This window comes from bacterium (assembly GCA_019695305.1).
Taxonomy (GTDB): Bacteria; UBA10199; UBA10199; order UBA10199; family JAIBAG01; genus JAIBAG01.
On sequence record JAIBAG010000052.1, the window covers coordinates 1 to 6975 of the forward strand.

5 protein-coding genes are annotated in these 6975 nt (G+C 41.7%); 4 read left to right on the top strand and 1 reads right to left on the bottom strand.

What is annotated here, in order from left to right:
- Positions 1-285: 285 nt before the first annotated feature.
- Positions 286-1059, bottom strand: coding sequence for a hypothetical protein (locus K1X76_12830; GenBank protein MBX7149946.1), 774 nt, complete (start codon positions 1057-1059; stop codon positions 286-288).
- A 228-nt stretch (positions 1060-1287) separates the two neighbouring features.
- Here K1X76_12830 and K1X76_12835 point away from each other — a divergent pair, with 228 nt between their 5' ends.
- The 4 genes from K1X76_12835 (at position 1288) to K1X76_12850 (ending at position 6828) form a co-directional block, all read left to right on the top strand.
- Positions 1288-2040, top strand: coding sequence for a hypothetical protein (locus K1X76_12835; GenBank protein ID MBX7149947.1), 753 nt, complete (start codon positions 1288-1290; stop codon positions 2038-2040).
- 288 nt (positions 2041-2328) lie between these two features.
- Positions 2329-3735 (top strand): hypothetical protein, encoded by a 1407-nt coding sequence (locus tag K1X76_12840; GenBank protein ID MBX7149948.1) that lies wholly within the window; start codon positions 2329-2331, stop codon positions 3733-3735.
- A 74-nt stretch (positions 3736-3809) separates the two neighbouring features.
- Positions 3810-5501 carry a hypothetical protein gene (locus K1X76_12845; protein ID MBX7149949.1) on the top strand — a complete coding sequence of 564 codons (1692 nt, stop codon included), beginning with the start codon at positions 3810-3812 and terminating at the stop codon, positions 5499-5501.
- Positions 5502-5670: 169 nt separating this feature from the next.
- Positions 5671-6828 (top strand): ATP-binding protein, encoded by a 1158-nt coding sequence (locus K1X76_12850; GenBank protein ID MBX7149950.1) that lies wholly within the window; start codon positions 5671-5673, stop codon positions 6826-6828.
- The last annotated feature ends 147 nt before the right edge of the window (positions 6829-6975 follow it).

The window sequence follows — 6975 nt, forward strand, 5'->3', positions numbered from 1 at the left end:
GGCCCCTAGCCTTTAAAATCGCGATCGTTTCTCGTTCAATTAAAGTAAATTGATAGTAGTTTTTACCCATATCCACTCAGAATACTCATCTATTCTAAGTGGTGCACTTGCTTATTGAACCCAGGAAATGCATTCTATTTAGGCATTGCCTGTATAATTAGCAGCAAAATAATAATCCCCTTTCCAGAATTAAATCTGAAAAGGGGATTATTGAAACTATTGCTTATTTATTTATGTGCTATCAAAACACAATTACGGAGCTCTTTTTATTGAGTAAAGCTCATATTAAAGCTTGATAGAGGGGATCACTGGCAACTCCATAGTGATAACTTGAGGCCCTTTTGCAGCTTCTGGAATCGCATCGCAAAATTCCTGATAAAGCCCCTTTAAATCTTGTAACATTTTTTCTATAGATTTAAATGATTGACGCATATAATCCTGCCCATAAGAATCATCACTTAAAATCGGGGTATGAGTTACACCAACCATAACTCCAGAGAGTACTTGGGTGATAGCTTCAATTTTTTGAACTATTTCATCCGATTTCGATTGGAAGCTTATTTTTTCTTTTTCAGTCAAGTTATCGGACATTAGCAAGAAATCAGTTTCGTATCTTACAAGATCAGGAAGTGCACCTGGGTCTTGCAATAAATCAATATCATTTTGCTGCCCATCTAAATTATAAACACGATCAGTACTATCTACTGCTCCGGGAATTTGAGATGATCTTGTTCCATAAGTAAATACGGCATAATCATTAAATAAACGCAAAGAACCCTTAAAACCTCGTTCGGCTGTCAATTCTTTCTCAATCATATTCTGAAAAGTCTCTGAAGACTTTACATCTTCCTCGGTGATGGTGTAACCACTATTGCCATCTTCAAAGACAATAACATCTCCGGCTTCAACTGTAGCTGATAAACCTTCACCATTATCGGCTATGTGAGCCACACCTTCAAACATAGTGTTAAAAGTACTTTCATTCATAACTCCATTAAAAGACTTTACCGCATTACCGGCCCCTGCTAATTCTTGTTGCACTGTAATATTGACACCCATTTTAAACTCCTTTATTTCGAGAATATTTTCTCTTATTGTATCCGAGAAACCATTTCTCGAATTCTGCATCGCTGCTAAAATAATTATCGGGAATCAAAGTATCAAAGTTGCCGCTCGCCTTAACTTTCCGCACACTTTTGTGTGCACCAAAAAATTAAAAACATAATAATTTCAGCATCTTATAAAAGATACTCCCCACCACGCCTGTTATAATGATACATTAAGATTGTGATTATTTATCAATCGCAACCCAACAAATGCTTTCCGCCCATATCGTTTTTTTTATCGGAAGCGCTCCCTAAACCCAGCTTTGAGTTTGATGCCCAACTTTTGGCCTTGGATAAATCCCAATGTTTCTCGTTTCAAACCATGGATCATCATTTTAAACCCGTGTGGCTTGATTATGAGGGAATGATACAAAACGCCCGCCCCTACAATGCCAAAATGCCCCGGCAGGTGGATAACAAAAAAATTCATTTTTTATATGGGATCTTTGATGAAACGCGGATCGATAAACGTGAGGGCGATTTTGCTTTTACGGTTATTTCGCATCCGGTCGATCGCTTATATGATGTATTTTATTTTGCCAAAGCGACCCTCGCCAAAAAAACACTCTGCCCCAATAAAATTGGTGAAATTGTAAAATCTATTAACCCTCGCTTTGAATTCCCAAAAACCCTCGAAGTTTTTATTGATACTTTTATTGCAGGCCAAGGAGTGCTGACTTTCGACAAATACGAATTAAGCCCCAATATTTATCGCCAGCAAAAAAGCTTTGAGATGTTTAATTTTGTAGGCCTGGTAGAAAAAATGGGGCAAACGTTGGGGCGTCTGGGGCATTACTTAAACGTAGATTTCCCCATGAATGACGATTTGTACGAATCTCAAACCAATATCGATAAAACGTATCGTCGTGATGAAGTGGAAAAGATTATGAAAGACGATATCGAAAAGTACGAAGAGATTGTTTATTATTTCTAAAAATATTAGTCCTCTCTAAAAACCTCACTCCACTTTTAGCAGTAACCAAAGAGGCCCATCAACACGTCAATTGCATAAAGAATCTGCACACGCCCTCCAAAAAAACGCTTTTCATATGATTACATTTTATTAAAAAATATAAGTTAAATTTATATAAATAATTGAAATATAATAATTATTTAAAATATACTGCACACATTTGTGTGCGTTTTTTTAAAGCCACACGCAACCTACGCTACTGCTCGCCCGATAATTAATCCTGTTGGGACTTTAAACAGGACTGAAATTATGGGTAACGAAACAAATGTATGCACGAATCCACCGCAAGGCTACGAGTATGTAGAAGCCGTTGCTTATGACTTAAATGCCGATGGCCAAAATGATGTGAGGGTTACTTTAACGGACGCTCTCATTAAAAGTCAGTTGCCGTCTGCTATGTTAAATGAAGTGATTAAGCCCGCCGGATGCAGTGGCTTTTATTTATCAAACAATGCTTACACCTTACTGTATCGCAACCTAACGCCTCCGCCTTTTTCTTCCAGAGATTTAGATGCCGATATTTTAGAACAAGTAGAAACTTTTTCTTTAGAGCCTCCACGCTTAATGACTGACAATGAAAAAAATTCTTTTGTTGGACCCTCTACACCTTTGGATAACACCGAAATAGCCCTCATTCGCTTTGCCGCAGGCGACAGCACCGATCTTAATGAAAGTTTATTTCGTGAAGCACCCATCCCGGCACCCTTAAGTGCCTATAGTACCGATGAAAGCAACTCTGGAAAACGGTATTTCTTTTCGCGCACCTTAAGTGACGATCAGTACAACAACATCATAAAAGGTTTAAGCAGTTTTATAGTTGAAGATGCCCCAGCCCATATCAGAGCTCGTATTTCAATGTTGATGGCCGATATCCAAGGATTAAAAAACGCAGCCAACGATCTGCGTAGTGGAGGAACCGTTCCTTTAAATTTTAATACTCTTCCTCAAGATTTACTTAATCATTATACGGTCTCCAATACTTCACCCGATGGCTTGGTAGAACGCGGTCAGGAACAATTTCAAATTCGTCTCACACCTCAAGAAGCTGGCTTTATCAATCACATTGCCGGTCCAGTCCTTTTATACAGAGATATGGATTCTCAAGCCAACCCCAACGAACCTCAGATTTATTACGTGAGTGATTTTTGGTATGGCAATACAGAAATTTGGCATGACATTGCCGAAGCCTTTAGACGTATTGAAACACATTACCGGGCCAGTGGTAGTGCCATAAGCCTTATTACACGAGCCGGCAGCTTAGCCCGCGAAGCCGAAAGACTTACGGCTTACCATCAGGCCAACGATACTTTTCATAAGCTTTTGGACTCTACTGTGGGCGGTGTAGGCTTTGGATTAGGCATGGGCGCTGTATCTGCCCCCTTTACCCTCCCCCACATCATCAATGGTTTTAAAAAATTCTGTGACTACTTACGCAGAAATCCGCCTCGCGGCCCCGGTGCTTCAAGTAATTCGGGCACAGGGTCATCAACAGCGGCAGGAGCAGCTTCATCCGCTCCATCGCTAGCAATGATGATAGGGGGCGGTACGTTCATGGTCTTAGCCGGAATCTTGGTGTTTGTACCTTTTGATGGACCATTGGGTGAAGGTGCCGCCGCAACCGCGGGGTTAGGCATGTTAGGCGTTAGTGCTTATTAATTTTTTTATAAGATCTTTCTGAGGATGGCATAGTGCAGGTCTTCTGAAGAATCTATTTTTAGAATAGAAATAATATGGCCGAATTAAAAAGTATAGACTTTGATTTTTTAAGAGACATCATTCAAGAACCTCGTTCCTTAGCGCCAAGCCAAGCACTAAGAGATGCTTTAGCTGCAACTATAGGTGCAGGGGATTTTGTCGAACAAGCCAAAAAAGATTTTTATAACAATCTGGAGCTCATTAGCGAAGCTCTCTTATTTTCAACAGCATCCTTTATGGCTTTTAAGTATGATCCTGATTACCATGTACTTGTCAGGGTGCTTACTGAACGGAAAGCCGAGCTCAGCACCACTCACGTAGCCCGATTACAAGCAGGTTTTGAGCAAGCCACAGGGATGGAGCGGGCTAATATCCCGGCAGCTGAAGCACCTGCTGCCACACTAAACGACCAACGCGAAATCCTCGGCCAACTCATGCAATCACAAGAATTTGCCGTAGACGTCGCTGCTTGGCAAGATGGGGCTTATTACCGGGGCATTGGACAAACACCTCCGGCTTTTAACGACAATACCGTCACCAAACCGGTCTCGCAGAACGTAGCCATGAACCTGGCAGGATTTTATGCGGTTGAAGCAGGTATTGGTGCCATAGCCGACAGAACAGGACAAAGCCCGGCAGAAATTTTAAAAGGGATTGTAGATGGTACTTTACCGGAAGCTGACATGCTTCTTTTGGCACGCTTTGCCAATGCCACTTGGAAGGCCGGCCAACCCTTTAGAAGCCTTGATCGTATTGGACGATCCGCTTTTGTTCCTGCTCAAAGCTTACCTGCTGCAGAACTTGAAAAAGATTACGTTCAACTAAAAGGCGTTGCAGAATTATTACTCCCTCGTGTTGAAGCCGGTGCCAATGCTGACGCACAACGGGACATTCTGAAAGCTTTGCTGCAAGATAAAGATTTTGCCACCACTATGGCCGAATGGATGGACGGCGCCTACTACCGGGGACAAGGACAAACTCCTCCTCCTTTTAATAGCGCTCCCGTCGAAGTTACCATGCGTGAAAATGTAGCCATGAACCTAGCTGGTTTTTACGCGGTTGAATGCGGCGTTGGATATTTGGCCGAAACCACTGGTCAAAATCCTTATGACATTCTTAAACAAATTAAGGACGGCACCTTGCCGGAAACCGACATGCTTCTTTTAGCACGCTTTGCCAACGCCACCTGGAAAGCCGGACAACCTTTCCGTAGCATGGACCGTATTACCCGCGACAATTTTATACCTGCCGCCCTATTGAGTGATGCGGAGCTCGCTAAAGATTTCGCTCAAATAAAAGCCGCAGCTACTATCATGGTAAATGGCATGGAACGAGTAGCTCAAGAAAGAGGGCTAACAATTGAAATCACTCCAAGAACCGAAATCATTTACGAACCCGTATCCGCTCCTCCTACCACAAACCCGGCAGCAGAAGTACGCGAAACACGACTTACTGATCTCTACCGCACATATTATATAAGCACCTCGAGTGAGAGCAAAGAATTGTTAAAGGATGCTTTAGAAGCAAAGGCTCGCTCCGAAGGCATGGACGTAGATACTTATTTGGAAACACGGGGAGCAGAGTTGGCCCGTGAGCTTGGGATAGCCGAAACTGATTACTTTGATGCCATTTCAAAAATGCGCATCGGTGGCGTTTTGCCCAAAACTCCCGAAATGCTTGCAAGAGAAAGAGCAGAAGTTGAAATAAAAGAAAGAGAACGCAAGTAAATCAAATTCCCCTCAGGAATAAAATCCTGAGGGGAATTTTAAAAAACTACTTCATCCACTCATCAATAGTTTTTAAATGAAGGCTATTCCAGCCCAAATCAAATAAGTGTCAATTTAAACTTTAACTTTAAATTGACACTATAAGCCAAAAAATGTAATCTTTACAAGTATGTATCCAAGAGTCATTCAGGATTTCTTAGATAAAAACTCCAAAGATTACCCGGTAATTGCCATTACAGGCCCGCGGCAATCGGGCAAATCTACTTTGTGTAAAATGCACTTTAAAGATTTCCCTCTCATTTCACTAGAAGACCCCGATACCCGTAGTTTTGCCAAAGAAGACCCTCGAGGCTTTCTTAAAACACACCCTTCTCCCGTCATTTTTGATGAGGTACAACGGGTCCCCGAACTACTTTCGTATATTCAAACACTCGTAGATGAAAACCCAAAAAATAAATACATTCTCACCGGCTCCAATCACTTGGCTCTCATGGAATCTATCACACAATCGCTTGCGGGCCGTGCCCTGGTTACCGAACTACTGCCTTTTTCACTCTCCGAAATATCATCACATAAAAAAATAGACTCGGTCGAAAACGCTCTGTTTAACGGGGGTTACCCAAAAATTCATGCGCAAAATATAAATGCCACCACCTGGCTCGCTCAATATTACCGTACCTATGTTGAAAAAGATGTAAGACAAGTTTTAAACATTTCCGATCTTGATCAGTTCGACCGTTTTGTAAGACTCTGCGCCGGCAGAGTGGGACAATTACTTAATTTAAGTAGCCTTGGAAACGACTGCGGCATCTCTTCACCCAGCGCTCAAAAATGGCTTTCTGTTTTAAAAAGTACTTACATCGCTTTTACCCTGCAACCCTATTTTAATAACTTTAGTAAAAGACATATTAAAACACCCAAACTTTATTTTTACGATACAGGACTCTTGTGTTTTTTACTTCGTATTCAATCCAGCGACGATTTAATGACCCATCCTTTTAGAGGAGCCATTTTTGAAAACTGGATTGTAGTGGAACTCATCAAATCTTATTTTAACAAAGGAAGTGAAGCACCACTTTATTTTTGGCGCGACCAAAAAGGGCATGAAATAGATGTTATTATCGATAAAGGACAAATAATTGAACTGATTGAGGCCAAATCATCCCACACGTTCGATCCTTCTTTTCTAAAAGACATTCAATTTTACAATCAACATTTTGGAAAAAAGAAAGCCCTTCCAGGAAAAATTCTGTACGCAGGTTCCGAAGAATTAACATTTAAAGATTACGGAATTCACAATGGCCTTAAATGGGCTAAAGAACTTTAATCTCCTACTTCATCCACTCATCAATTTACAGGGGCTCGCGTCGCCCCCTCCACCAGCATAGCCGGATGGAGCCTCCCCCTCAACGCCCCTGCGGGGCTGGTCACTTCATCCACTCTTCAATTTACAGGGGCTCGCGTCGCCCCCTCC

Excerpts from the sequence above, each read along its gene's own strand:
- K1X76_12840 (MBX7149948.1), top strand. The coding sequence starts at position 2,329 with ATGGGTAACGAAACAAATGTATGCACGAATCCACCGCAAGGCTACGAG.
- K1X76_12845 (MBX7149949.1), top strand. The coding sequence starts at position 3,810 with ATGGCCGAATTAAAAAGTATAGACTTTGATTTTTTAAGAGACATCATT.
- K1X76_12830 (MBX7149946.1), bottom strand. The coding sequence starts at position 1,059 with ATGGGTGTCAATATTACAGTGCAACAAGAATTAGCAGGGGCCGGTAAT.
- K1X76_12850 (MBX7149950.1), top strand. The coding sequence starts at position 5,671 with ATGTATCCAAGAGTCATTCAGGATTTCTTAGATAAAAACTCCAAAGAT.